The organism is Bradyrhizobium sp. 141 (genome assembly GCF_023074055.1).
Lineage (GTDB): Bacteria > Pseudomonadota > Alphaproteobacteria > Rhizobiales > Xanthobacteraceae > Bradyrhizobium.
In genome coordinates this window covers 1-586 of the sequence record NZ_JADPKR010000075.1, presented here as the reverse complement: position 1 = coordinate 586, position 586 = coordinate 1, and the positions used below count along the sequence as shown (strand labels likewise).

The window sequence follows — 586 nt, the reverse complement described above, 5'->3', positions numbered from 1 at the left end:
GTGCGCGTACGAACCACGGTGCCGCGCGCTGCATTTCGATCAGCGGCTTGAGCATCGATACGGCGATCAGTAACGAGGTCCTGCGCGTCATGAAGCCGCTCGGCGCCGAGGCAGCACTCAAAGCGATCGAGGCGCAATCGAGCACGACGACCGCGGCCGAGCGCCAGCTGGAGCTGTCGCTGCAGCAGGCGCGCTACGAAGCCGCGCACGCGCGCCGACAGTACGACGCCGTCGACCCGGCAAACCGGCTGGTCGCCGGCGAGCTGGAGCGACGCTGGAACGAGGCATTGCAGGCTGTCGCAAAGCTTGAAGGAGAGATCGCCGCCCTGATTGCGCGCCGTCCGCCGCCGTTCGGTGAGCCGGAGCGCCAGCAATTGGTGGCGCTCGGTGCTGATCTGGAGCGCGCCTGGTTGCATCCCGCTGCAACCGCCGCAACGCGCAAGCGTATCCTTCGCGCGGCACTCACGGAGATCGTCGTGCGCAGGGACGGCGCAATCATCCATGCGGTCCTGCACTGGCAAGGCGGCGATCATACCCAACTGCAAGTCAAACAGCGACTGAATGCGGCCGGCCGGCACAATCCACG

Annotated in this window: 1 pseudogene; it reads left to right on the top strand. The window is 66.9% G+C overall.

Annotated features, from left to right (window positions below):
* Positions 1-89 precede the first annotated feature (89 nt).
* Positions 90-586: pseudogene (locus tag IVA81_RS20150) on the top strand (serine recombinase); the annotation flags it as partial.